The organism is Nocardia thailandica NBRC 100428, assembly GCF_000308795.1.
GTDB classification, from domain to species: domain Bacteria; phylum Actinomycetota; class Actinomycetes; order Mycobacteriales; family Mycobacteriaceae; genus Nocardia; species Nocardia thailandica.
This window is the reverse complement of sequence record NZ_BAGK01000234.1, coordinates 19,130-43,176: the sequence shown is the minus strand read 5'-3', so window position 1 is coordinate 43,176 and position 24,047 is coordinate 19,130. Positions and strand designations below refer to the sequence as shown.

General features: G+C 71.7%; 19 protein-coding genes. 11 read left to right on the top strand and 8 right to left on the bottom strand.

Annotated features, from left to right (window positions below; translation table 11 throughout):
• A partial coding sequence (locus ON36_RS27165; RefSeq protein WP_043659368.1) for a hypothetical protein occupies window positions 1-946 on the top strand: 946 nt, incomplete at its 5' end.
• 131 nt (window positions 947-1,077) lie between these two features.
• Here ON36_RS27165 and pgfA read toward each other — a convergent pair.
• The gene (gene pgfA, locus ON36_RS27160) at window positions 1,078-2,265 is read right to left on the bottom strand and encodes a cell envelope lipid trafficking protein PgfA (RefSeq protein WP_043659342.1); all 1,188 of its coding nucleotides are present in this window, start codon (window positions 2,263-2,265) and stop codon (window positions 1,078-1,080) included.
• Window positions 2,266-2,385: 120 nt separating this feature from the next.
• On the opposite strand from pgfA, the gene ON36_RS27155 reads away from it, so the two are divergent.
• The gene (locus tag ON36_RS27155) at window positions 2,386-3,567 is read left to right on the top strand and encodes an acyltransferase family protein (RefSeq protein WP_043659340.1); all 1,182 of its coding nucleotides are present in this window, start codon (window positions 2,386-2,388) and stop codon (window positions 3,565-3,567) included.
• Here the strand turns inward: ON36_RS27155 and ON36_RS27150 are convergent.
• The 4 genes from ON36_RS27150 to ON36_RS27135 all read right to left on the bottom strand — a co-directional run bounded on the left by ON36_RS27150 (window position 3,564) and on the right by ON36_RS27135 (window position 9,693).
• Window positions 3,564-7,811, bottom strand: a complete 4,248-nt coding sequence (locus ON36_RS27150) for an alpha-(1->3)-arabinofuranosyltransferase (RefSeq protein WP_052314388.1) — start codon at window positions 7,809-7,811, stop codon at window positions 3,564-3,566. The two genes, ON36_RS27155 and ON36_RS27150, sit on opposite strands and share 4 nt — an antisense overlap.
• A gap of 30 nt (window positions 7,812-7,841) precedes the next feature.
• Window positions 7,842-8,012: a DUF2613 domain-containing protein gene (locus tag ON36_RS27145; RefSeq protein ID WP_083885454.1), complete on the bottom strand. Its 171-nt coding sequence runs from the start codon at window positions 8,010-8,012 to the stop codon at window positions 7,842-7,844.
• Between the two features lie 65 nt (window positions 8,013-8,077).
• A complete protein-coding gene (locus ON36_RS27140; RefSeq protein WP_043659334.1) occupies window positions 8,078-9,169 on the bottom strand; it encodes an isochorismate synthase in 1,092 nt (363 codons plus the stop codon).
• A gap of 56 nt (window positions 9,170-9,225) precedes the next feature.
• Window positions 9,226-9,693: a universal stress protein gene (locus ON36_RS27135; RefSeq protein WP_043659361.1), complete on the bottom strand. Its 468-nt coding sequence runs from the start codon at window positions 9,691-9,693 to the stop codon at window positions 9,226-9,228.
• Window positions 9,694-9,818: 125 nt separating this feature from the next.
• Here ON36_RS27135 and ON36_RS27130 point away from each other — a divergent pair, with 125 nt between their 5' ends.
• From ON36_RS27130 to ON36_RS27120, 3 genes are all read left to right on the top strand, one after another.
• Window positions 9,819-10,997 carry a glycoside hydrolase family 3 N-terminal domain-containing protein gene (locus ON36_RS27130; RefSeq protein WP_043659359.1) on the top strand — a complete coding sequence of 393 codons (1,179 nt, stop codon included), beginning with the start codon at window positions 9,819-9,821 and terminating at the stop codon, window positions 10,995-10,997.
• A 90-nt stretch (window positions 10,998-11,087) separates the two neighbouring features.
• A complete protein-coding gene (locus ON36_RS27125; RefSeq protein WP_043659331.1) occupies window positions 11,088-11,687 on the top strand; it encodes a TetR/AcrR family transcriptional regulator in 600 nt (199 codons plus the stop codon).
• 78 nt (window positions 11,688-11,765) lie between these two features.
• Window positions 11,766-12,950, top strand: a complete 1,185-nt coding sequence (locus ON36_RS27120; protein WP_043659329.1) for a DUF5685 family protein — start codon at window positions 11,766-11,768, stop codon at window positions 12,948-12,950.
• Window positions 12,951-12,953: 3 nt separating this feature from the next.
• On the opposite strand, the gene ON36_RS27115 is transcribed toward ON36_RS27120, so the two are convergent.
• Window positions 12,954-14,825, bottom strand: a complete 1,872-nt coding sequence (locus ON36_RS27115; protein WP_052314387.1) for a VanW family protein — start codon at window positions 14,823-14,825, stop codon at window positions 12,954-12,956.
• A gap of 286 nt (window positions 14,826-15,111) precedes the next feature.
• On the opposite strand from ON36_RS27115, the gene gnd reads away from it, so the two are divergent.
• The 3 genes from gnd to ON36_RS27100 all read left to right on the top strand — a co-directional run bounded on the left by gnd (window position 15,112) and on the right by ON36_RS27100 (window position 18,204).
• Window positions 15,112-16,143, top strand: coding sequence for a phosphogluconate dehydrogenase (NAD(+)-dependent, decarboxylating) (gene gnd, locus ON36_RS27110; protein WP_043659326.1), 1,032 nt, complete (start codon window positions 15,112-15,114; stop codon window positions 16,141-16,143).
• A 314-nt stretch (window positions 16,144-16,457) separates the two neighbouring features.
• Window positions 16,458-17,141: a hypothetical protein gene (locus ON36_RS27105; RefSeq protein WP_245558221.1), complete on the top strand. Its 684-nt coding sequence runs from the start codon at window positions 16,458-16,460 to the stop codon at window positions 17,139-17,141.
• Between the two features lie 70 nt (window positions 17,142-17,211).
• Window positions 17,212-18,204, top strand: coding sequence for an alpha/beta hydrolase (locus tag ON36_RS27100; protein WP_052314386.1), 993 nt, complete (start codon window positions 17,212-17,214; stop codon window positions 18,202-18,204).
• A gap of 81 nt (window positions 18,205-18,285) precedes the next feature.
• Here the strand turns inward: ON36_RS27100 and ON36_RS27095 are convergent, their stop codons facing one another.
• Window positions 18,286-19,617 carry an acetyl-CoA C-acetyltransferase gene (locus ON36_RS27095; RefSeq protein ID WP_043659320.1) on the bottom strand — a complete coding sequence of 444 codons (1,332 nt, stop codon included), beginning with the start codon at window positions 19,615-19,617 and terminating at the stop codon, window positions 18,286-18,288.
• Between the two features lie 112 nt (window positions 19,618-19,729).
• Between ON36_RS27095 and ON36_RS27090 the strand changes: the two genes are divergently transcribed.
• The 3 genes from ON36_RS27090 (at window position 19,730) to ON36_RS27075 (ending at window position 23,357) form a co-directional block, all read left to right on the top strand.
• Window positions 19,730-21,085 (top strand): 3-oxoacyl-ACP reductase, encoded by a 1,356-nt coding sequence (locus tag ON36_RS27090; RefSeq protein ID WP_043659318.1) that lies wholly within the window; start codon window positions 19,730-19,732, stop codon window positions 21,083-21,085.
• On the top strand, window positions 21,085-21,954 hold the full coding sequence (locus tag ON36_RS27085) for a MaoC family dehydratase (protein ID WP_043659316.1): 870 nt from the start codon (window positions 21,085-21,087) through the stop codon (window positions 21,952-21,954). Before ON36_RS27090 ends, ON36_RS27085 begins: the two co-directional genes overlap by 1 nt.
• Before the next feature lie 908 nt (window positions 21,955-22,862).
• Window positions 22,863-23,357, top strand: a complete 495-nt coding sequence (locus tag ON36_RS27075; protein WP_157225026.1) for an LppU/SCO3897 family protein — start codon at window positions 22,863-22,865, stop codon at window positions 23,355-23,357.
• 80 nt (window positions 23,358-23,437) lie between these two features.
• Here the strand turns inward: ON36_RS27075 and ON36_RS27070 are convergent, their stop codons facing one another.
• Window positions 23,438-24,001, bottom strand: a complete 564-nt coding sequence (locus tag ON36_RS27070; protein WP_043659351.1) for a Uma2 family endonuclease — start codon at window positions 23,999-24,001, stop codon at window positions 23,438-23,440.
• Window positions 24,002-24,047 lie beyond the last annotated feature (46 nt).

Below are 24,047 nucleotides of genomic sequence, written 5' to 3'. Positions count from 1 at the left end.
GGCCCTCGTGCCGGTGGTGACCGCGCTGCTGCACGTCGGCGTCTGGGCGGGCGCGGGGGCCCTGTGCGCCGCGCCCGCGCTCGTCGTCCTCTCGGCCGAACAGGGAATCCTGCAGGGCGGCAGGCGTTTTCGTGACCTCGCGGTCCTGCTGGCCGCCGCGGGAACCGCTCGCGTCGCGCCCGCCCTGCTGGTTCTCGCGCTCGGTGGCGGCGCCGCGCCCGCGCTGTGGGCAGGCGCCGCGGGCATCGCGGCCGCCGCCGTGTTCGGCCGCTGGATCGGCGACCGCGCGCCCCTGACCCCCGACGAGCCTGCGCCTGCGCCGCGCGGCGGGGCGCCGGCCACCGTCGAGACCGCGCGCGGTGCCGTCGGCGTGCTGCCGGTCCTGCGGGCCGCCCAGGTCCAGGCCGCGCTCATGGCGCTGTCCTCGGCCGACCTGATCGTGGTGCGCATGGTCCTCGACGACGTCGACGCGAGCCGGTACTCCCTCGGCACCATCGCCACCAAGATCGCGTTCTGGCTGCCGCAGGCCGTCGGCGTCGTCCTGTATCCCCGCATGGCCCAGCCCGGCCACTCCGCCCGCGCGATCCGCGACGCCCTCGCGGTGCTGTCGGGCATCGGTGTCCTCGCGGTGGCGGGCGCCGCGGTCGCCGCCCCCCTCGCCCCGCTGTTCGCGGGCCAGGACTACGCGCCGATCGAGGGCCTGCTGTGGTTGTTCGCCCTGCACGGCGCGATCCTCGCGGTCCTACAGGGCGCGCTGCTGTCCGCCATCGCCGTCGAACGCACCGCCCTCGCGGTCGTCACCTGGATCGGCCTGCTCGTGGAGGTCGCCTGCATGCTCGCCTTCGCCCGCAGCATCGGCAGCCTGATCACCACCGCGGTCTCGGTCGCCGCGGTCACCACCACCGTGGTCGCCGTCATCGTGCTCCGCAACGCCAGGACGGACTGATCCGCCGCGCGGCGGCGGTCGTGGCCGCCCCGACGAAAGGGACCCCGAGCCCCTGCGGCACAGCCGCGAAGCTCGGGGTCCCTGTCGTCGGGGCCGGAAGGGCCGCGACTCGGCGCGTCAGCGCTCCGAAATCACTGCTTCTTGTTGATGTCGATCTGTTCGGTCGGGGAGTCGTAGTCGCCCCGGGTGAACTGGGTGGTCGGCGCGTCGTCACCCGACCACTCGTCGCGGGTCTCGGGCGCGGGGGCCGGGGCAGGCGCCGGGCGGCCGCCGCGCGGGCTCGCGTGGGCGGGGGTGCTGCTGCCGCCGCCGGTCAGCCCGAGGAACAGGCCGGCGATGAGCGCGATGACACCGAGCACGCCGAGCACGATCGGGACGATGCGGCCGAACAGCGACAGCTTGTCGGTGTTCTCCTTGGCCACGGCCAGCTGCGACTCGACGGTGTTCTCGTCGAAGACCAGGTGCGACTTGAGCGCGGTGACCTCGGCCTTGTCCGGGGTGCGCGAGTAGAACAGGTGGATGTTCTCGCCGCCCTTCACCACGGTGCCGGTCTGCGGCTCGATCCACAGGTCGCGGGTGTTGGTGTAGTAGCGGGTCATCGTGACGTCGCCTTCGCCCTCGACGCCCCACTTGGCGGCGGGCAGGGTCAGGCGGTTGGTCGGCGCCTGCACGACGTCCCAGGTGCTGGTGACCGGGACCTTCATCTGGAAGTGGTAGACCTTGGTGTTGTTGATCTCGGTCTCTTCGATGAAGTTGGCGTCGAAGGACTTCCGCACGTTGACGTCGAAGTACGGGTAGGTCTTCTTCTCGGTGCCGATGGGGAAGCGGTAGCCGAGGCCGGTGTGCTGGACCGGGTCGAAGACGGTGCCGTTCTTGTCGACGGTGGTCGCGATCGCGCCGTTGGGGTTCTCGTCGACGGGCTCACCGGTGACGCGGTCGATGGTGACGCGGTCGATGTTGGCGGTGAGCAGGCCGGTGTCGCCCTGCTTGTCGATGCGGCGCAGCGTGGAGCCCGCCTGCACGGTCATCTTGTCGGCGTCGGAGGGTTCCTCGACCGTGAGGAATCGCTGCGAGATCAGGGGGACGTTGGTGTCCACCTTGGCCGGGCCGTCGCCGGAGGTCAGCGTCTTGGAGTCCAGCACGAGGCTGTCCTCGCCGGGCTGATTGGTGGCGATGGTGGTGATCTCGAGATCGAGCGGGGTCTTGGCCACCTTGCTGACCGTGTAGGTCGGGATCAGCAACGCGGCGGTGAGCAGCGCCGCGCCCAGACCCACGAGCACGCAGGCAACCGTCCTTCTGGTACCGGCACTCAGTGCCATGCAAACTCTCCTCGTCGTCTAACACGGATGTTCCGGTGGACCGGTGGGCGCGCCACAGGCACTCGTGAGCCCCGACCCTAACAGTTCGGGTGATACATACGACACGGCACACTGGACGCGATGACCGCCGTAACTCCCACCGCGCCCCGCCCGTTCGTGCCTGCTCTGGAAGGCATGCGCGGGATGGCCGCGCTCGGCGTGCTGCTGACCCACGTCGCCTTCCAGACCGCGGCGACCGCCACGCCCTGGCTGGGGCCGATCTGGGAGCGGTTCGACATGGCCGTCGCGGTGTTCTTCTCCCTGTCCGGTTTCCTGCTGTGGCGCCCGCACGCCGCCGCCGCGCGCGGGCTCGGCGCGGCGCCGTCGGCCCGCCGCTACCTGGCCCATCGCGCGGCGCGCATCCTGCCCGCGTACTGGGTGTGTGTGGCTGCCGTGCTGCTGTTGCTGCCGGGCGCCGCGCAGACGGCGAACCTGCGGGTGTGGGTGTCCAACCTGTTCCTGCTGCAGGTCTTCGTGCCGCTGACGCTGACCGAGGGGCTCACCCAGATGTGGAGCCTGTCGGTGGAGGTGGCCTTCTATCTCGTGCTGCCGCTGCTGGCGTGGTGCCTGGTCCGGTTGCGCGGCGCTTCGGCCGGGGCGCGGGTGCCCGCGCTGCTGGCGCTGGCCGCGGTGTCGCTGACGTGGAACCTGCTGCCGGTGCCGACCCCCGACGCCATCCACGCCGACAACTGGCTGCCCGCCTACCTGCCGTGGTTCGCCGCGGGCATGCTGCTGGCCGAGCTGATCCACCAGGTCAGGCCGACCGCGTGGTGGTACCGGCTCGGTGTCTCCCAGCCGCTGATGTGGGCGATCGCGCTCGCGGCGTTCCTGCTCTCGGCCACCGAGTACGGCGGCCCGGCCGGGCTGGAGCGGGCGCAGCCGTGGCAGTACGCGGTGAAGATGCTGCTGGGCGCGATCATCGGATTCTGCCTGCTCGCGCCGCTCGTCCTGCGGCCCGAGGGCGCCGCGCCGCACCGCTGGCTGGAATCGCGGCCCGCGGCGGTGCTCGGCCGCTGGTCCTACGGGGTGTTCCTGTGGCACCTGGCCGTGCTGACGATGGTGTTCCCGATCTTCGGCATCCTGCCGTTCTCGGGCGACTTCGTCTGGGTCCTGTTGCTGACGATCGCCTTCACCCTCCCGCTGGCCGCCGCCAGCTACGCGCTGATCGAGGAGCCGATCCGCCGCTGGGTGCGCGACCGGGAGCGGGCGAGGACCGCCGCGCAGCGGCGCGCCGAGGAGGAGCAGGCGCACGCCGCGCCCTAGTCGGTACCCGGTTCGGCGGCCGCGTCGCCGGTCTCGCGCGGGGGGAGCGCCGCGACGCCGACGGCGACGACGGCGACGAGCGCGGGCAGCTGCGCCCACAGCGATCCGCCCATGTAGGTCGACCCCGACCGCCACGTCCCCGTCGACAGCGCCGCCGTGGACAGCAGCGTCCCGACGCCCGCGATCCACGGCAGGGCCGCCGCCGTCGCCCGCGCGCGCGTGGCCCGGCAGATCAGCCCGAGCGCCGCCAGCGCGGCGCCGACCGGGCCGGAGATGACGGTGGCGAGCGCGACGAGTCCGGCCGCGCCCGGCCACGGGCTGCGCCAGGGCCGCGGCGCCGGTCCGGGGTCCCCGGCTCGGCGGGCCCGGCGCGGGATCGCCAGCAGGGCCAGCGGGATCAGCAGCGACAGGCCGCCGAAGATGGCGAGCCGGTACCAGCGGTCGGTGGGGAAGGACACCGTGATCGGCCCGGCGGTGCCCTCGGGCAGCAGCCAGCCCTGCTGCCACCCGTCGACGACGATCGGCGCGAGCGCGCGCCCGTCGGCGGTCTGCGCCTGCCAGCCGACGTTCGTGCTCAGCGGCAGCACGAGCACTCGGGTGCCGGGGGAGCTCGGCGCGGGCCGCAGCGGGTCGACGCGCGGCAGCCGCAGCCGGTCCACCGTGAACATCTCGGTCGGCGCGACCGTCACGTCGGTGCGGCCGGGGAGCAGGTCGACCCGCGTCCCGGCGTCGGCGTCGGCCTCGCCCTCGGGCGCGTCGGCGCAGGGTCGCGCGGACACCGGGGCGCCCGAACGGAGTTCGTCGGCGGTGGCGGTGATCGTGGTGTGGACGTTGCGGCCGCCGAGCGCGATGACCGGGCCCGCGTCGCAGCCGATGGTGACCATCCGGTCCCCGGGCGCGGCCGCCGGGTACTCCGGTCCGAGCACGGTGACCTCGGCGAGGCCCGGCGGCTGGGTGAGCACGAAGCCGAGCGCGGTGCGGTCGAGCACCTCGTTCCAGGACTGGATGCTGATCTCGATGCGGTCGGTGACGGCGGGATACAGCTCGACGCGAGCGGGTTCGCCGTGCTCGCGCTCGGGCAGCTCACGCACCTGCGGGCCGTCGCCGAGGTTGACCGAGACCGCGGTCGGCGTCGCGGGCAGGCCGCCGAGGCTGGTGGTGAGGTCGAGCCCGGTGACCTCGACCGGTTCGGGAAGTTCCAGGACGAGGGTGGGTTTGCCGCCCGCGAGGTTGCGGACGGTGGATTCGGGGGCGGTCCAGGTGGTGCGCGGGTCGCCGTCGGTGGCGGCGAACGCGGATCCGCGCAGGTCGCCGACGTCGGCCTTGCCGCGGGCGACGGGCCTGCCACGGTCGGTGAGCAGCGCTTCGAGTTCGGGACTCTGGCGGGTCCGCACGGTCAGTTCCGGGGTGACGGTCGCGGGTTCGGGGACGGTCAGCGTGCGGCTGAACCGGCCCGGTTCCTCGGCGGGCAGGCCGAGGCCCTTGCTGCAGTGCACCCGGTCCGGTCCGTCGAAACAGGCACTGCGCCCGGGGAATTCCTGGCCGAGGTCCCAGCCGGCGACGGTCGCCGCGCGCGCCGGTCCCGGGACGACCGTGCGGTGCCGGATGTCGACCTGGGTCGGCGCGTCGCGGTGTGTGTAGTCGTAGACGCTCAGCTCGCTGATGCCGAACTGGCCGCCGCGCGCGCCGGTCTCGGTGCGCGTCGCCGTCACCGTGATCCACGAGGTGCGGCCGGCGGGCAGCGGGACGCTCACGGGCACACCGGGTTCGGTGATCCGCGCGGACACCGTGCCGCGCTCGGTGCGCACCTCCACCCACTTCACCGGGTCGCCGATGGCGGCGGCGCTGGTGGTGAAACTCAGCGAGCCCGCGGCGATCGGCTGGTCGAGGTCGAGCCGGAGCCACTGGCCGAGCGCGTTCTCCGCGCCGTTGCTGATCCAGGCGGTGGTCGGGTCGCCGTCGACCGCGGCGGCGGTGGAGCTGCCGGGTGCCGCGCCGCCGATCTGGGTCGCGTCGCCCGCCGCGCTGGACGCGGTGACCGTGGCGCCCGACCATTCGCCGCGCACGAGTTCGGTGCCGTCGACCGGGTAATCGGGCACGAGATTGTGCGTGCGGCGCGCGTCGCCGGGGGCGCGCAGCGCGGAGTTGTGGTTGTCGACGCGGCCGAAGTCGGCCTCCCGGTCCATCGGGGTGTCGGTGACGAGCACCTGCCCGGCGGGCAGCCCGGCCCGTTCGGCGTCGGCGCCGAGCAGGCGCGGCGCGGCGGGGTCGCCGGTGCCGCGACGGAGGCGTTCGAGCACCTCGGGGCCGCCCTGCACCACCGGGATCGCGTCCAGCGCGACGGTGTAGGCGCCCGGGAAGCCGGGGGGCGCGCCGGTGCCCGCGCGCACCTCGGCCGGGGTGCCGGGTCCGGGCGTCTCGACCCGGTAGATCTCGACGGCGGGGTAGGGCGGGCGCAGGTCGTTGTCGACGACGAGCCCGGCGTCGGCCTCGCGCGGGCCGATCTCGGCGCCGAACTCGGCGACTTTGGTGAGGCCGGGTGAGCTGTCCAGGGTCTGGTGGGCGAGCATCGGCCGGGTCGAGCGCGAGGTGTCGGGGTCGAGGTCGTTGCGCAGGACGAGCACCCCGATGCCCTGGTCGGCCAGGGTCGCGGCGAGGCCGGTGGAGGGCCGCCCGTCGGCGATGAGCCGCTGGACCGAGTCCATCGCGCGGATGGTGCCGGGCGGGTTGAGGGGCACCGAGTCGCGCACGGCCCAGGGCGTCGTCGCCAGCGCCTGGATGGGCTCGTCGCGGGTGAGGCCCCAGATCTGGCTGCCGAACGGCGCCCCGGGGACGATGAGCGCGCGGGTGTCGGCGGCGTTGGCCTCCAGCCAGTCCGCGGTGTCCTGCCAGTACGCGGGCACCTCGTCGTAGGCGCCGCGGGGGGCGAGCTTGCCGGTCCAGGCCAGCGAGGTCGCCAGGACGAGCGCGGCGAGCACCAGCCCGGCGACGGCCACCGGACGGCTGCGCTCGGGATGGGCGAAGGCGCTGCGCCACACCGGCATCGGCACCGACGCGGGCAGCGGCACCCGGCCGAGCAGGTGCGCCAGCCCGAGCACCAGCGGCAGCCGGATCAGCGGTTCGAGCTTGTGCACGTTGCGCAGCGGCGCGCCGGAGGCGTCGAGGAAGACCCGCACCGACTCGGCGAAGGGTCCGCCGAGCTCGCCGACGTAGCCCGCGCAGATCCCGGCGAGCCCGACGCCGAGGATCAGGGCGAACCGGCCCCGGTGCGGCATGGTCTTCATGGCCAGCCCGGCCATGCCCGCGGCGGCCAGCAGCCCGGTGGCCAGCACGGCCGCGGGCTGGGTGACCAGCACGGCGCCCGCGATGCGTTCGGGGGAGACGAACGGGGTCCAGCTGTCGGTGCCGCGCAGCACCTCGCTCAGGGAGGCCCACTGGGTGGTCACCCCGGAGGACTCGATGTAGTCGAGGAACGGCGGGCTGACCTTGCCGAGCAGCAGCAGCGGCACCGCCCACCAGAAGGTCGCCAGCACCAGCAGCGGGATCCAGGCCGCCGTGAACCGCCACCAGCGCCGGTTCGGGCGGTACGTCGCCCACCACAGCGCGGCGGGCAGGAAGGCGGCGACGGTGGCGACGGCGTTGACCGATCCCATCAGGGCCAGCGCGAACGCGCTACCGGCCGGGGAGGTCGCGCCCCCGGCGCGGGGCGGCGAACTGCCGGTCCGGCGTCCCCGCATCGCGACGCCGAGCGCGGCGGGCGCCAGCAGCACCCAGGGCGCGAGCATCATCGGCAGCGTCTCCGAGGAGATGGACCCGAGCGTGGTGAGCACCCGCGGTGACAGCGCGAAGGCGATACCGGCGATCACCCGCGACCCGCGCGCGCCGATCCCGAGCGTCTCGCACAACCGCACGATGCCCCAGAAGCCGGCGAGCAGCAGCAGCGCCCACCAGACGCGCTGGGTGGCCCAGGCGGGGACGTGCAGCAGGTGGCCGCCGGAGAAGAACGCACCGTGCGGGAAGAAGTAGCCGTAGGCCTGGTTCTGCACCTGGCCCATCGGTGCCTGGCTGTTCCACAGGTGGGAGGCGCGCGCCAGGAAGCCCAGCGGATTCTGGGCGAGGTCGTATTTGGTGTCGGCGACGGTGAGGCTCGGCGCCTGGGCGAAGGTGAGGACGAAGGCGGCTACGACACTGCCGAGGAACCAGCGCTTGCCCAGCGGTTTCGTGTTCGGTAGCTCTGCCTGCATCTGTGACGGGCGCGCCGGGGCGCGCGACGACTACCGGCTGCCGTATTCGGGCGTGTTGAGCAGCGAGGAATCCTTGTCGCCGCTGCGGTCCACCGAGGGCACCGAGTTCTGCTGCACGGCGGCCGTGATCGCGAAGACGGCGATCGCGCTGAGCAGGGCGCCGCCGATCGCGCTGGCCACAGCCGGAACAGCAAACTTCATCGCGCTCTCCATTTCGCTCGACGACACCACAGTCCCGGCCAACCTAGCAGGTGCGTCGCCGAAGGTCAGTCTTCGGGCAGGACACAGTTCAGGGCGCCGAGCAGCGTGCGGAACTTGGCGGTCGTCTCGGCCAGTTCGGTGACCGGGTCGGACGCGGCGACGATGCCGCCGCCGGCGCAGGCGCGCAGGGTGCGGCGGTCGGCCGAGAGTTCGGCGCCGCGGATGGCCACGACCCATTCGCCGTCGCCGCGCCCGTCGCACCAGCCGACCGCGCCGCCGTAGAAGCCGCGGTCGGGTTCGTCGCTGGTGATGGACTCGAGCGCGCCGACGAACGGGGTGCCGTTGACCGCCGGTGTCGGGTGCAGCAGCAGGGCGAGGTCGAGCGCGGTGGTGGCCGGGTCGCGCAGCACGCCGCGGATGGGGGTGGCCAGGTGCCAGACCTGGGCGGTGCTCAGCAGCGACGGCGCGGCGGGGATGTCGAGGTCGGCGCACACCGGGCCGAGCCGCTCGGCGATCCACTCGACGACGTAGCGGTGCTCGTCGTGGTTCTTGGCGCTGGCCAGCAGTTCCTCGGCCTGCGCCGCGTCGGCGTCGGGGTCGGCGAGCCGGGGCAGGGTGCCCGCGAGCGGATGCAGCGTGACGACCGCGCCGTGCCGGGTGACGAGCACCTCCGGCGTCGCGCCGAGCAGGGTCTGGCCGGTACGGCCCGCCGCGGTGAGGTCGACGGCGTAGACGGACGCGGTGGGGTTGCGCAGCAGCAGATGCGCCGCCGCCACTTCGGGTTCCAGCGGCCGCGCGGCCTCGGCGACGACGGATCGGGCGGCGACCACCTTGTGCAGGTCGGCGTCGGGGTCGCCGAGTTGTTCGACCAGTTTCGTCACCCGGGCGACATGCTCCGCCGCGCTGGGCATCTGGGCGACCACGGCGATCTCGGGCAGGTCCGGCACCGCGGCCGGGCGCCACGGGCCGCTGGTGTGCTCGGCCTGTTCGGGTTCCCACAGCGCCGCCGTGCCGCGCGGGTCGAACGGCAGGGCGCCGACGACCAGGTCGGCCCCCGCGGCCAGCGCGGCCACCGCGTCGCGCGGATCGCCGAAGGCGCGCCGCGCGCCCGAGGCGCGCAACACACCGCCGGGCCGGGCTAGCAGATAGTCGTTCATCGCCCAGCCATCCTATGTGGCGCCCGCACGGCCCGGCCGGGGTGAGACCGACGGCACTACTTGCCCGGTGGGACCAGGAAGACCGGCCGGTGCGCGTGCTTGAGCACCGCCTCGGCAACGCTGCTGTGCAGCAAGGCTTTCAGTCCGGTGGCGCCGCGGGTGCCCGCGACGATCAGGTCGACCTCGAGTTCGTCGGCGACGTCGACGATCGCGTTCCAGATGGTCGTTGTGCACTCGGCCGTGCGCGGCTCGGCGTCGATGCCCGCCAGTTTCGCCAGCCGCACGCCCTCGGCGTTGACGGCGCGGGCCTCGGTGTAGGCGATGTCCTCGACCTCTTCGTCGGGCAGCCAATCCGGTTGCATGACACCGGAGAGCCCGGAGATCCGCGCGGCCTGGCGGACCATCGGCTCCCAGGCGGTGAGCAGGATCGCGCGCTGGGCGGACAGGAACCGGCCCGCGTATTCGATCGCGCGCTTGGCGTTGTCGGATCCGTCGTAGGCGATGAGCATCCGGTCGCATGCCATGGGGGCCTCCCGGGGCGGGGCTGCGTGCATTTGCGCGGCTACCTCCCCAGGTTACCCCCGGTTTCCGGTCGGTAATCGGTGAACCGGGACGTGTCGGGGGCCCCGGGCGGGCTACGGTGGTCGGCATGCGGAAAACGTCCGTGGTCGTCCTCGCCGTCCTCGCCGCCGTCGCCACCGCCTGCTCGGGCGGTTCGTCCACCGAGTCGCCGGGGACCTCGGCGACCAGCGCGTCCCCCGGTACCGGGCAGGCCGCGCCGACCGGCGGACCGACGGACGCGACGACGGCGCAACAGCCCTGCGGGCAGGCGTATCTGGCCGGCCTGACCCAGCGGCAGAAGCTGGCCCAGCTGCTGACCGTCGGCGTCACCGGCGCCGCCGACGCGACGAACGTGGTCGGCTCCGAACAGGTCGGCGGCATCTTCATCGGTAGCTGGACCGATCCCTCGCTGCTCTCGTCCGAGGCGCTCGCCCCGGTCAAGGCGCTGGCCAAGGTGCCACTCATGGTGACGATCGACGAGGAGGGCGGCCGGGTCTCGCGGGCCAAGGCCAAGATCGGCGCGTCGCCCTCGGCGCGCGTCATCGCCCGGACCCAGACGCCCGAGCAGCACTTCCAGAACACCCTGACCCGCTCGAAGGCCCTGGTCGACCTGGGTGTCACCGTCGACTTCGCGCCCGACGTCGACGTGAGCGCCCAACCCGACGACAGCGTCATCGGCGACCGCTCCTACAGCGACGACCCGCAGGTCGTCACCACCTACGCCGACGCCTACATCCGGGCGTCGCAGCAGGCGGGCCTCGGCGCAGTCATGAAGCACTTCCCCGGCCACGGTTCGGGTTCGGGCGATTCGCACACCGGCGCGGTGCGCACCCCGCCGCTGTCGGAGCTGCAGGAATCGGATCTGGTGCCCTACCGCAACCTGATCGGCTCGGGCGCCGCCGTGATGGTCGGCCACCTCGATGTCCCCGGGCTGACCGCGCCCGACGTGCCTGCCAGCATCAGCCCGGCGGTGATGTCGCTGCTGCGCGAGGGCACCGGCTACGGCGCGGCCCCGTTCCAGGGCCCGATCTTCACCGACGACCTGAGCGGCATGGCCGCAATCACCAGCCGTCTCTCCATCGATGCCGCCGTCGAGGCGGCGCTGGTCGCCGGCGCGGACAACGCCCTGTGGATCTCGACGAACGCGGTGAGCACGGTGCTCGACCGGCTCGAACAGGCCGTGGCCGCGGGCCGGTTGCCCGCCGACCGGGTCGACGCTTCGGTACTGCGAATGGCGCGGTACAAGGGCGTGTCGCTACCCTGCTGAGCGGCCCCGCGGCGACTCGGCGGCAAATCAGCTCCCGTGAACTTACCTTGCAGTAAGATAGGGGATACCAGGTCAAGTAGGAGATAGTGGATGGCGGGCGGAACCAAGCGACTTCCCCGTGCGGTGCGCGAGCAACAGATGCTCGACGCCGCGGTGGAGGTCTTCGCACGCAAGGGTTTCCACGACACCTCGATGGACGCCATCGCGGCCGAGGCCAAGATCTCCAAACCCATGCTGTACCTGTACTACGGCTCCAAGGACGAACTCTTCCGCGCCTGCATCCAGCGCGAGGGCATGCGTTTCATCGAGGCCATCGCCCCGGCGGGCAATCCCCAGCTGACCCCGCACGAGCAGGTGCGCACCGCCCTGGAGAGCTTCCTGTCCTTCGTCGACAGCAACCGGCAGTCGTGGCAGGTCCTGTACCGGCAGGCAATCGGTCAGCAAGCCTTCGCGAGCGAGATCGACAACGCCCGCGAGCGGGTCATCGAGCTGACGGCCAAGCTGCTCGAATCCAGCGCCAAGCACGCCGAGCCCGGCACCGACTTCGAGGTCGTCGCCGCCGCCATGATCGGCGCGGGCGAGGCCATCGCCGACCGGGTGGCGGGCGGCCGGATCGACGTCGGCGCCGCGGTGGACCTGCTCGACAACCTGGCCTGGCGCGGCCTCGCGGGCCGCAAGAAGGGCGAGTGACCCCGGCCCGGTTGCTCATCGGGCCCGTGGCTGCCAGAGTGCTCGGCGTAGTGGCGAGGTGGAAGATCGGGGATCGCGGTGTTCGGTGTGCTCAGGCCGTGCGCGCACAGTGCGGAGAAGTACGGTATCGATCCCGGCCGGTGGCAGGCGCACATGTGCGGGCTCTGCCTCGGCCTGCGTGACGGCCACGGCCAGTTCGCCCGCGCCGCGACCAATACCGACGCCGTCGTCCTGAGCATCCTCACCGAGGCCCAGCTCGGCGCCGGAGCGCGCGGCACCGCGGCCCCGTGCGCGCTGCGTGGCCTGCGCCGGGCGCAGGTCGCCACCGCCGACTCGCCGGGCGTGCGCCTGGCCGCCACCGCGTCACTGCTGCTGGGCGCGGCCAAGATTCGCGACCACATCGACGACGGCGACACGAACCGGCTGGCGCGGCGCCCCCTGCGCGGCGTGTCGGATCGCTGGGCCGCCCGGGCACGCGCCGAGGCCGCCGCGCTCGACCTGGACGTCGACCCGCTGCTGGCCGCCATCGCCACCCAGCACGAGCTCGAGGCGCGCGCGGCGCACGGCGACGCGACGGACCCGATCACCCTCGACGAGCTGACCGGCCCGACCCGCACCTGCACCGGCGCCCTGTTCGGTCACACCGCCCGGCTCGCGGGCAGGCCCGAGAACATCACGCACCTGACCGTCATCGGCCGCGAGGTCGGCCGGATCGCCCACCTCGCCGACGCCATCGAGGACTTCGAGCGCGACACCGCGCGCGGCCGCTTCAATCCGCTGGCCGCGACCGGCACCGGGATGCCCCGCGCCTACGACCTGATGCGCGAGAGCGAATCCCGGATCCGCGCCGCCGCCGCCGAGGCCGGGATCGATCGCGTCCCGGCGGTGCGCTGGGCCCTGCTCGATCCGCTGGCTGGCCTGCTGCACCGGCTCGCGCGCGGGCTCGGGCTCGCGGTCCGCCACGCCTGCCGGACGAAAGCCGAGGCACCGCAGGCGCATACGCCCTACCAGTTCCCGACCCCGCCGCAGCACCGGCCGCCGCGCAGGCCCGGCCCGCTGAAGGCGACCGGACTCATCCTCGGCGTCTACTGCACGGGCGTCGCGTGCTGCGTCGACCACACCAGCCCGTGCAGCGGCGAGCAGAAGGACGCCTGGATCAAGAACTGCGACTGCGACAGCTGCTGCGAGGGCTGCGACTGCTGCTCGGGCTGCGGCGACTGCGGCGACGGGTGCGACTGCTGCAGCTGCGACTGCGGCTGCTGAGGCTCACTCGCAGGTCACGATGGGGATCGGGTCGTACTTCACGGTGCGGGTCGTCCGCGAGATCTGCGCGCCCGTCTTGTGATCGGTGATCACCCGGGTGTCGGAGATCGTGAATCCCGGCGCGCCCTCGGAGGCGATGCAGTCGTTGCCCTTGGGCAGTTTCACCTCGGTGGGTTCGGTCGGCTTGGACTTCTCGCCGGTGATCGACTCCACGTCGACGGTCTTGGTGCCCCACAGCCGCACGGTGATGTCGGATCCGGTGGCGATGGCCTGGATGTAGACACCGGTGGCGGCGGTGTTGGTGAACTTCAGATCGATCGCGCCGTCGAACACCGTCGCCTCGCGCGCCGCGGGGTAGCGCGAGATGTAGTAGCTGTGCTCGGTGTGCCCGGCGTCCTCCATGCCGGCGAAGTAGGCGGCGTTGTAGAGGGTGGTCGCGAACTGGCTGATGCCGCCGCCGACCGCCTTGCTCGGCCTGCCCTTGTCGATGATCCCGGACTCGACGTAGCCCTCGGCGACGCCGCGTGGCCCGGTGAACTCGTTGAGCGAGAACGTGTCTCCGGGTTTGACCACCGCGCCGTCGACCTTGGCCGCCACGGTGCGGATGTTCACACCGGACGGTCCGCTGAACCCGCCGGTGGTGAACTGGCCGATCACCTCGTTGACGCCGAGCCCGTTGGCCGCCTCGGTGGTGAGCTTGGGCTCGACCCGCTGATAGGCCACCTCGGCGGCCCGGTCGCGCGGCTTGGTGAGCGCGGCGGGCAGCGATTCGAGGGTCTTGGCCCACTCGATCTTCTCGCCGACCACGGCGGGCACGACGGTCGGTTTGCCCGTCCCCACCGTGAACGTCGCGTCCTTGGCCTCGACCTCCGAGCGCCCGAGCTGCGGCGCGAGCAGGGCGGTGGCGGCCTCGGGATCGATGCGCGGCGCCAGCCCGCCGTTGCCGTCGGGCGCGAAGGTCAGCACGCCGGCGATCTGGTCCGGGGTCAGGGTGGCGTCGACATTGTTCTTGCCCTTGAGCACCACCGGTCCGGACACCGCCGGGGTGGCGATGTCGCGCAGCGCGGCCTGGACCGCGTCCATGCGCACGGCGACCGGCGCGGGCATGACGGGCAGCACGATCTCGCCGCCGGATGCCCAGCGGTCGAGCAGGGTGGTGCGCGCGCCTGACTGGTCGAGCACCCGGCCGGGCACGGGCGCGACCGCGACCGGCTTGCCGTTCTCGAACCGGACGGTGCCCTCGACGGTCGGGTTGTCGTGTCCGGCGAAGGTGGCCAGCTGCTGCTGGAGGGCGGGCTCGTCGATCGCGCTGGCGACGGGCACCTCCCGGGTGCCGAACAGCGAGACGAGCCTGCGCACGGGGTTGGCGGGCTGGCCGCCCACGTTCTGCCAGGTGCGGTCCCAGTCGACCTGGAGGCCGGCGGCGGACGGCACCAGGGTGGCGCGGACGTCGCCGATGCGGACCGGCAGTTGCTGTTCGGTGCGGGGGCCGAGCACGGCGTGCAGCTTGGCGTCGGCCTCGTCGACGTCCATGCCGCCGATCTCGACGCCGGCGACGACGACCCCGCGCGGTACCTCGCCCGCGCTGACTATCCGGTCGGCCAGGTAGAGCGCGGTGCCCGCCGCCAGCACGCCCGCGACGCCGATCCCGACCCGCTGGGCGGTACTCAATCCGGACTTCGGCGGCGGGGTGGGGGTGCCGCCCGCGGGGGCGGTGGGCCAGGGCTGGGGTTTGACGGCGTTGAGGGGCTGGGTGGGGAGGGCGGCCGTGGTCTCGGCGTCGAACGTGCGATTGGCTTCGAGCAGCTTGCGTAGTCCGACCTCGCCGCCTCCGGGTCGCTGCGCCGGGTGTCCGGGAGTCGACTCGCTCGGCACGGAGGTCCTTCCGTTCGGTTGTGGGTTTCGCGGCCCACGATAGTGGGTACCGGCCGGTACGGCATCGTGGCGAAGCCCGCACCGCGCCCCACCAGGCACAGCGGAAGGCTCCGCGGAGTTGCCGGGTCGGGGGTCTGGCAACTCCGCGGAGCCGATCTGTTTATCGGCGGCCCCGCACGGGCGTTACACACCGGATCACGAATGTATCGCCGGGGCCTCGGCGCCGGCCGCCGTCGCGCGTGGAAGACTCGCCACCAGGGCCGCCGGACTACTACAGGAGTGCAAGATGCAGCTGGGAATGATCGGTCTCGGACGGATGGGCGCCAACATCGTGCGCCGGATCGTCGCGGACGGGCACACCGCCGTCGGATACGAGCGGCATCATCCGCACATCGACGAACTGCGGTCCGAGCTCGGTGACAAGTTCGCCGGGTACACCGATCTGAAGGAGTTCGTCGCCGCGCTGGACACCCCGCGGGTGGCCTGGGTGATGATCCCGGCGGGCGCGACGGGCGCGGTCATCGACGAGCTGGCCGACCTGCTCGAGCCCGGCGACATCATCATCGACGGCGGCAACAGCCGGTATCACGAGGACATCCGCCGCGCGAAGGCCCTGGCGCCGCGGGGCATCCATTACCTCGACATCGGCACCTCGGGCGGCGTGTTCGGCCTGAAGCGCGGCTACTGCCTGATGATCGGCGGCGAGGCCGAGCAGGTCGCTTACCTCGAGCCGCTGCTGAGGTCGATCGCGCCCGGTGTGGACGCCGCGCCCCGCACCCCCGGCCGCACCGGCGAGCCGTCCGCCGCGGAGCAGGGCTACCTGCACTGCGGCCCCGCGGGCGCGGGCCACTTCGTGAAGATGGTGCACAACGGCATCGAGTACGGCGCCATGGCGGCCTATGCCGAGGGCCTGAACATCCTGCACCACGCGAACCTGGGCGCCGGGCACGACGGCAGCGAGCACTCGGCGGAGGAGACCCCGCTCGAGCACCCCGAGTACTACCAGTACGACCTGGACATCCCCGAGATCACCGAGGTGTGGCGGCGCGGCTCGGTCGTCGCCTCCTGGCTGCTCGATCTCACCGCGGGCGCCCTGTACGCGGACCCGAACCTGGAGTCGTTCTCCGGCCGGGTCTCCGACTCGGGCGAGGGCCGCTGGACCATCGACGCGGCCATCGACACCGCGGTGCCGGTGCCGGTGCTCTCGGCCGCGCTGTTCAGCCGCTTCTCCTCGCGCGGGGAGGCCGTCTACGCGGACAAGATGCTGTCGGCCATGCGCAAGGCCTTCGGTGGCCACAACGAGCTGCCCCAGAAGTAACCCGTTCAGGGGTGTTGACGCTCTCCGGCCTCCCGCGCGCGAACGCGGGAGGCCGGAGGTGTCTTCGTGGCACGATCGGGGGAGCGGGGGTCGAAAATGGTACGTGTTCTACAGTAGCCATACGGTCTAAAACGGCAATGTTTCACAGATTCACAACGGTCTTCCCGAACTCATGGACATGCGTCCAATCTGCTGGTTAACGTGCTCGCAGAGTGGTCCTCTGCCACTCATGGCGATGATCTGTATCGCCCGATGAGGATTTCCCCCTGGAAGTTTTCCAGGGTCTGGAGGAGAACATGTTCCACACTTCGCGCATGGCCGTGGGTCTCGCCTCGACCGCCCTCGTGGCGGCCGGGCTGGTGGCCGGTACCGGGGCGGGCACCGCCGTCGCCGACACCGGATGCTCGGTGAGCAGCCACGACACGAAGAAGGACGTCAGCACCGTCGGCGTCACCCACGTCTACGACAAGGTGGCCAGCGCCGAGCAGATCGGCGTCGGCACCTCGGTGACCTACAAGGTCATCGTCGGCACCACCGGCATCGGCAACCCGTACGTCAACACCATCACCGACTTCCCGCCGCCCGGCTTCGGCGCGCCGACCAAGACCACCATCACCGCCTACCACGCGGCGGGCGGCCAGGTCACCGAGGACGTCACCGCCACGCCCAACGGCGGCGGCTGGAAAGTGACCAGCACCGGCTGGTTCGTGAACTCCGGCAACCCGGTGACCCTCACCATCACCTACCCCGTCCCCGACAGCGTGAAGGCGGGCCAGCAGGTCACCAGCGGCGGCGTCGGGGTGGCGGGCACGGTCGGCGTCGGCGGCGAATTCCCCAACCTCACCGCCTGTTTCACCGCGCGCGGCGCGAACGCGGGCGAGACCGTGATCGGCAGCCTCGGCGACAACGGCCTCGGCTCCTCCGACGGTCAGCTCAGCTCGACCGGGTCGGTCACCGACATCATCTCCCAGATCCTGCGTAACGTGATCGGCAGCTGATCCCCGTTCTCCGCCCGGCCGGTCCCCTCCCGGCCGGGCGGGAACGGCCTTTTTCCACAAGGATTTCCCCGTGTTCGGTTCCACCCCGGCCCTGCGCCTGCTCGCCTGCGCGATCGCGGCCACCCTGACCCTCGCCGCCCCGCTGACCGGCGCGAGCGCCGCCCCCGGCTCCTACCTCGACCGCAGCGACCGGCCCGGTCAGCGCCAGCAGACGCTCTACGTGTACTCGGCGGCCATGGGCAGGCAGGTTCCGCTGCAGGTCATCACGGCGCGCGACACCAGCGTGCCGCGGCCGACGCTGTACCTGCTCAACGGCGCGGGCGGCGGCGAGGACATCGCCAACTGGTACAACCAGACCGACATCGTGCAGTTCTTCGCCGACAAGAACGTCAACGTGGTCACCCCGGCCGCGGGCAAGTTCTCCTACTACACCGACTGGCAGCGCGACGATCCCACGCTGGGGCGCAACAAGTGGCAGACCTTCCTCACCGAGGAACTGCCCCCGATCATCGACGCCACCCTGCGTACCTCCGGCGTCAACGCCATCGCGGGCCTGTCGATGTCGGCGACGGCCGTGCTGAACCTGGCCATCGCCGCACCCGACCTCTACCGCGCCGTCGGCGCCTACAGCGGCTGCGCCGCGGTCTCGGACCCGGTCGGCCGCGCCTACGTCGACGTGGTCTTCGCCCGCTCCGGCGCCGACCCGGCCAACATGTGGGGCGCCCCCGGCGACCCCGCCTGGCGGGCCAACGACCCCTACCTGAACGCGGAACGCCTGCGCGGCAAGGCCATCTACCTCTCCAGCGGCACCGGCCTCCCCGGCGCGGGCGAGACCCTCGACCCCGGCGAGTCCTCGGTGAAGCTGGCCGACCAGATCATGCTCGGCGGGACGATCGAGGCCGCCGCCAACGGCTGCACCCGCAACCTCGCCACCCGCCTCGCCGAGCTGGGCATCCCCGCCCAGGTCGAGTTCCGCCCCGCGGGCACCCACACCTGGCACTACTGGCAGGAAGACCTGCACACCTCCTGGCCCCTGCTCGCCGCGGCCATCGGCGCGAACTGATCCCGTTCCGCCGCAACCCCTGCGGAAACGACCGCGGCGGCACCCGAATCCGGGTGCCGCCGCGGTGTTCTCGGGATCGGACTAGCGCTCCACGATGGCGACGACGCCCTGGCCGCCCGCGGCGCAGATGGAGATCAGCGCGCGACCGCCGCCGTTCTCGGCGAGCTGCTTGGCGGTCGAGGCGATGATGCGGCCGCCGGTCGCGGCGAACGGGTGGCCCGCGGCCAGCGACGAGCCGTTGACGTTGAGCTTGCTGCGGTCGATGGAACCCAGCGCGCCGTCGAGGCCGAGGCGCTCTTTGCAGTAGGCGTCGGACTCCCACGCGGCCAGGGTGGCCAGCACCACGGAGGCGAAGGCCTCGTGGATCTCGTAGTAGTCGAAGTCCTGCAGGGTCAGGCCGTTACGGGCCAGCAGGCGCGGCACCGCGTAGGTCGGGGCCATCAGCAGGCCGTCGGGGCCGTGGATGTAGTCCACCGCGGCGACCTCGGAGTCGACCAGGTGCGCGAGCACCGGCAGGTTGCGCTCGGCCGCCCACTCCTCGCTCGACAGCAGCACCGCCGAGGCGCCGTCGGTGAGCGGGGTGGAGTTGCCCGCGGTCATGGTGGCGTCGCCCAGCTTGGTGCCGAAGACCGGCTTGAGGGTGGCCAGCTTCTCCACGGTCGAACCGGGACGCAGGTTGTCGTCGCGGGTCAGGCCGAGGAACGGGGTGATCAGGTCGTCGAAGAAGCCGCGGTCGTAGGCGGCGGCCATGTTCTTGTGCGACAGGTAGGCCAGCTTGTCCTGCGCCTCGCGGGCGATGCCGAACTCCTTGGCGGTGATGGCGGCGTGCTCACCCATCGACAGGCCGGTGCGCGGCTCGGCGTTGCGCGGGATCTCGATGCCGAGCATGGAGGGCCGCAGCTGGCCGACCAGCTTCAGGCGGTCCTTGTTGGTCTTGGCGCGGTTGGCCTTGAGCATCCACTCCCGCATGTCCTCGCTGACGCCGATCGGGGCGTCGGAGGTGGTGTCGGTGCCGCCGCCGATGCCGGACTCGATGCGGCCGAGCGCGATCGCGTCGCCGACGGTGACGATCGACTGCAGGCCGGTGCCACAGGCGAGCTGCAGGTCGTGGGCGGGGGTGTAGGGCGAGAGCTTCGAGCCGAGCACGCTCTCCCGGATCAGGCCGTGCTCGCCGACCCGCTTGAGCACCGCGCCGCCGACGACCATGCCGAGGCGCTCGCCCTGCAGGCCGAACCGGCTCACCAGACCGTCGAGCGCGGCGGTGAACATGTCCTGGTTGGACGCCTGCGCGTAGGCCTTGTCGGAGCGAGCGAACGGGATGCGGTTACCGCCCACGATCGCGACCGGGCGCGCGGTCTTTCCGGCCGGGGTGGCCTTGGCAGCCGGCTTCGCCGAACGGGCTTTGCTAGTCACTCGAGTCTCCAGAGGTCTCGTCGGTTCGGGTATCGGTTTACATTAAACTTACTCTGGAGTAAGTTCTTTGTCGAGCACAGATACCTCGTCGAGCACAGAGAAGGTAGGAACAGTGGCAGCCAAGAGCAAGGGCGCACCCAACCTCTACGGATCCTTCATCCACTCCGCTCCCGGCGCGTTCCTGGCGAGCAAGCTGGGTCTGCCCCAGCCGGAGACCCTGCGTCGCTACAAAGCCGGCGAACCCGCCCTGACCGGCCCGGTTCTGATCGGCGGCAAGGGTCGCGTGGCCGAGCCGGTGCGCGCGCTGCTGTCGGACTACACCTTCGCCGACGCGCTGCAGTCCGGCACCAAGTACGGCGCGCTGGTCTTCGACGCCACCGGCATCGGGTCCATCGACGAGCTGTCGCAGCTGTTCGAGTTCTTCCAGCCCGCTATGCGCAGCATCACACCGTCGGGCCGCATCGTCGTCATCGGCACCACCCCCGAGCTGGTCGCCTCGGTCGACGAGCAGATCGCCCAGCGCGCGCTCGAGGGCTTCACCCGCTCGGTCGCCAAGGAACTGCTGCGCGGCTCCACCGCCCAGCTGGTCTACCTGCACCCGGAGGCGGGCGCCTCGGCCACCGGCCTCGAGTCCACCCTGCGCTTCCTGCTCTCGGCCAAGTCGGCCTTCGTCGACGGCCAGGTCATCCGCGTCGGCAAGGACGATTCCGTCGCCCCCGCCAGCTGGGACAAGCCGCTCGAGGGCAAGATCGCCGTCGTCACCGGCGCGGCCCGCGGCATCGGCGCCACCATCGCCGAGGTCTTCGTCCGTGACGGCGCCAAGGTGATCGTCGCCGACATCCCCGCCGCGGGTGAGGCCCTGTCGGAGACCGCCAACAAGATCGGCGCCACCGCGCTGGCCCTCGACGTGACCGCCGTCGACGCCGCCGAGCGCCTCGCCGACTTCGCGCTCCAGCGCTTCGGCGCCCTCGATATCGTCGTCCACAACGCGGGCATCACCCGCGACAAGCTGCTGGCGAACATGGACGAGGGCCGCTGGGACTCGGTCATCAACGTCAACCTGGCCGCCCCGCGACGCATCACCTCGGGCCTGGTCGCCAAGGGCGCGCTGAAGGAGGGCGGCCGCGTGATCGACGTGTCCTCCATCGCCGGCATCGCGGGCAACCGCGGCCAGACCAACTACGGCGCCTCCAAGGCCGGCGTCATCGGCATGGTGAACGCCGAGGCCCCGCTGCTGGCCGAGAAGGGCATCACCATCAACGCGGTGGCCCCCGGCTTCATCGAGACCGCCATGACCGCGGCCATCCCGCTCGGCACCCGCGAGGCGGGCCGCCTGATGAGCTCGCTGCTGCAGGGTGGCCAGACCGTCGACGTCGCCGAGACCATCGCCTACTTCGCCAGCCCGGCGTCGAACGCGGTGAGCGGCAACGTGGTCCGCGTCTGCGGCCAGAGCCTGATCGGCGCCTGATGACCCAGACGATCACGCTCTCCGAGCTGCCGCGCAACGGCGGGCTGTACGCGAAGGCCGCGCTCGGGGCGGTCCCGCTGCCCGGCGGCCTCTCGGCCCGCAAGTCCACGCTGCCCGACCGGCAGGTCAAGCTCGACGGCGTCAAGGTCGATCCCGATCACCTCGCCGCCTACTGCCACGCCACCGGGCTGCGGTTCGGCGACACCCTCCCGCTGACCTACCCGTTCATCCTGGCCTTCCCGCTGTCCATGCAGCTGGTCGTCGCGCGGGACTTCCCGTTCAGCGCGGTCGGCGCGGTGCACTTCGAGAACGTCATCGAGCGCACCCGTGAGATCTCCCTCGCCGAGCCGCTGGACTTCACCGCCCACATCGAGAACCTGCGCGAGCACCCCAAGGGCCTGCTCGTCGACGCGATCACCGAGATCCGCGTCGGCCGGGAGCTGGTGTGGCGCCAGGTCACCACCTTCCTGCACCAGCAGCGCACGTCGCTGTCGGGCGGCCCCAAGCCGGAGCCGAAGCCGGAGGAGGTGCCCCCGCCGCCGCTGCGGGTCACCCGCGTCGATCAGAAGATGATCAACCGGTACGCCGCCGCGTCGGGCGACCACAACCCGATCCACGTCTCCGGGATCGGCGCCAAGGCGATGGGCTTCCCCAAGACCATCGCGCACGGCATGTGGTCCGCGGCCAACATCCTCAGCACCATCGAGGGCCGCGTCCCCGAGAAGACCACCTACACGGTCCGTTTCGGCAAGCCGATCTTCCTGCCCTCGTCGGTGAACATGTACGCCGACAAGGTCGACGGCGGCTGGGATCTGTCGATCCTGCACCCGAAGAAGGGTTACCCGCATCTGACGGCCACCCTGCGCTGATCGGTACCGGTGAGGGGCCGCACGTGTGAGAGGGAGCGTGCGGCCCTTCGCCGTCTCGGGCCGGTGATCCGAATTCGCGCCGAGTTCGCGTACGGTTCATCCGCCGGTGAGCGGATGTAATTGTTCCGTGATAGAAACGGTGTCGCCGCCGGTCCAGGATCCGGCGGTGCGGTGTTCCGGGGAGGAGGCACCACAAACCCCGACACCACCGTGCGCACGCACGATCACGTGGTCCACCGCAAGGAGAACTCTGTGACCATCGCCGCCAACGCCATCGCCGACACCGGTTCCGCCGAAGGCCTCGTCGACCTCGGCACCCTGCTCTTCGGCCTTTTCGGCGGCTCGTCGAACCTGCTGACCAGCCTCTGATCGCGGTCGGCGCCGGGCCGCGCGGAGGCATCGCGCGGCACCTGGCGGACCCATCCGCCCCGTCCACGGACTAGTGTTGTCAATCGGAAGCGTTGCCGCACTCGTCGCGAATGACAAAGGGGCTCTTGATGACATCGGTCGACAACCTGCTCGCCGTGCTGGGTCTGCTCACCGGCACCGGTTCGGCAGGCAGCCTGGGACCGGTGCTCAGCATTCTCGCCTACGGCTCGTCCGGCCACTGACCCGCCGGCCGGTTTGCCCCACCGGCCGCGACGCTCTACTGTCCCCCCTGGCCCGCATGCATTCGGCGCGGGTCGAACGATCATCTTTTTGGGGGGAGTGCCATGTCGGCACCACAGGGATTCGGCGCGGTTCCGGCCGCGCTCGGCACGGCCAACGGAATCTACTGCGTTTTCTGCGGGTCGACGCCCGCCGCGCCCGCGACCATTCGCAGTCACCGCGGTTTCCTGATCATGATGCAATTCGTGAAACAACAGGGGCCGTTCTGCCGTGACTGCGGTATGGCGACCTATCGGCGGATGACCGCCGAAAGCGCGATCCTGGGTTGGTGGGGCATCGTCTCCGCGATCGCCAATCCGATCACCATGCTGCTGAACATCGCTCCGGCGCAGCGCATCAAGAACCTGCCCGCACCCATCCCCGGCAGCCCGCGGATGCCCCTCGACCCGGGCAAGCCGCTGTTCCGCCGGGCGGGCATGCTCGGTCTGCTGATCCCGCTGATCCTCGTCCCGCTCGTGATCGTCTCGGGCGCCGAGTCCGGGAAGCGGTCGCCGAGCAGCGCCGAGATCGGTGACTGCGTGGTCAACCGCCACGGCAGCCGCACCGACGACAGCTCGCCCGACGTGGAGAAGGTCTCCTGCTCGGACCCCGCGGCGCAGGGCAAGGTCATCGCGAAAGTCGCGGGCACGCACGGAAATTCCAGCACGGCGGAACTCCTGTGCTCCCGCTATCCCGAGACCGAACTCGTCTACACGACCGACAGCTACACCCTCTGCCTGAAGAGCCCGCGCTGAACCGCGATCGGCGCGCGTCCTGGCCCGGAGTGGTCGACCCGCCGGCGACGCGGCGCTGACATCACGGCGACCGTCCGGTGCTAGAAGGTCAAATCGATGTCGAGGGGGAATGGGGCTGTGGTGTTGATGTTGCCCGTGAACACCTCGCCGTCGCGGTAGGCCCTCGTCGCAGGATCCAGGACGTAGGTGTAGGTCAGGGGGACGCCGGTCGGGGCCTGTTCGACCCGCCAGTAGAACGCGATGCCTGCCTTGGCGTACTGGTCGACCTTGACGACCCGGTCCGTCGTTTCCGATCCGGGCGACACGACCTCCACGACCAGCAGGACGTGTTCGGGCCGGGTGGGGGCGATGTCGATGGTGTCCGCGCGGTAGACGACGACGTCGGGGCGTCGGTTGGTGAGCGGGACGTCCTGGAGGCGGACGTCGAAGTCGGTGTCGGCGTTCCAGTCCGGCCCTGCCGCGCTGTCCAGGGCATTCGCCAGGATACGGGCGAGGCGATTGTGGCGTTTGGTCGCGCTGGGACTCACGACCACCATTCCGTCGACGATCTCGACACCTGCACATTGCTCCTCGGTCCAGGAGTCGTATTCCGCGGCGCTGATCTGCCGGTGCATCCATGCGGGGGTGATGGGTTCGATGGTCATGACACCCTCCTCCCGGACGCTCTGGGCGGACTGGATTCCGCCGGTC